A 494-nucleotide genomic window follows, 5' to 3' on the forward strand; every position below is an offset into this window, starting at 1 on the left:
ACGAGCGCAAGCCGCGCCGCTTCAGTAGTGGCGGGATTACTTCATGAAAGAATTGGCGCCATGACAACAGACGCAACTTTCTGAGTCGCGTTCCTGCCGATCCCTTGACTAGATCATGCTTGATTCCCAGCCCACGCGACGGCCGGTCGAATATGGCCAAGTTCACATGGCCCACGCCCAGTTTCCATAGCTTGATGCTCAATGCATGCTCATTGAGTATGTTGCGCACCTTGTTCTTGAAGAGCGGAAAGGTTGTTTCGCTCAGGACATAGCCCCGTTTGTCTCCTCGTCGCCAGACCTTGGTCTGGTGCGTGTAGAGAAACTCCTGATAGTTCTGCGAAAGCGGAGCGCTCTCCCGAAACGGCTTTTCAGGACAATAGCGCGTGAATACTTCGTTTGCCGTCGAGAAACTGGTCACAGGGTAAAGCTTCTCGAATACGGATCTGGGCACCATGAAGAAGGTCGTGCACAACCATTTCCGACAGGCCTGCCCG

General features: G+C 54.0%; 1 pseudogene. It reads right to left on the minus strand.

Annotated elements, in window-relative coordinates:
• Positions 1-454: pseudogene (locus tag B4F73_RS10600) on the minus strand (hypothetical protein); the annotation flags it as partial.
• Positions 455-494 lie beyond the last annotated feature (40 nt).

Source organism: Hyphomonas sp. UBA3601 (assembly GCF_002375605.1).
Lineage (GTDB): Bacteria > Pseudomonadota > Alphaproteobacteria > Caulobacterales > Hyphomonadaceae > Hyphomonas.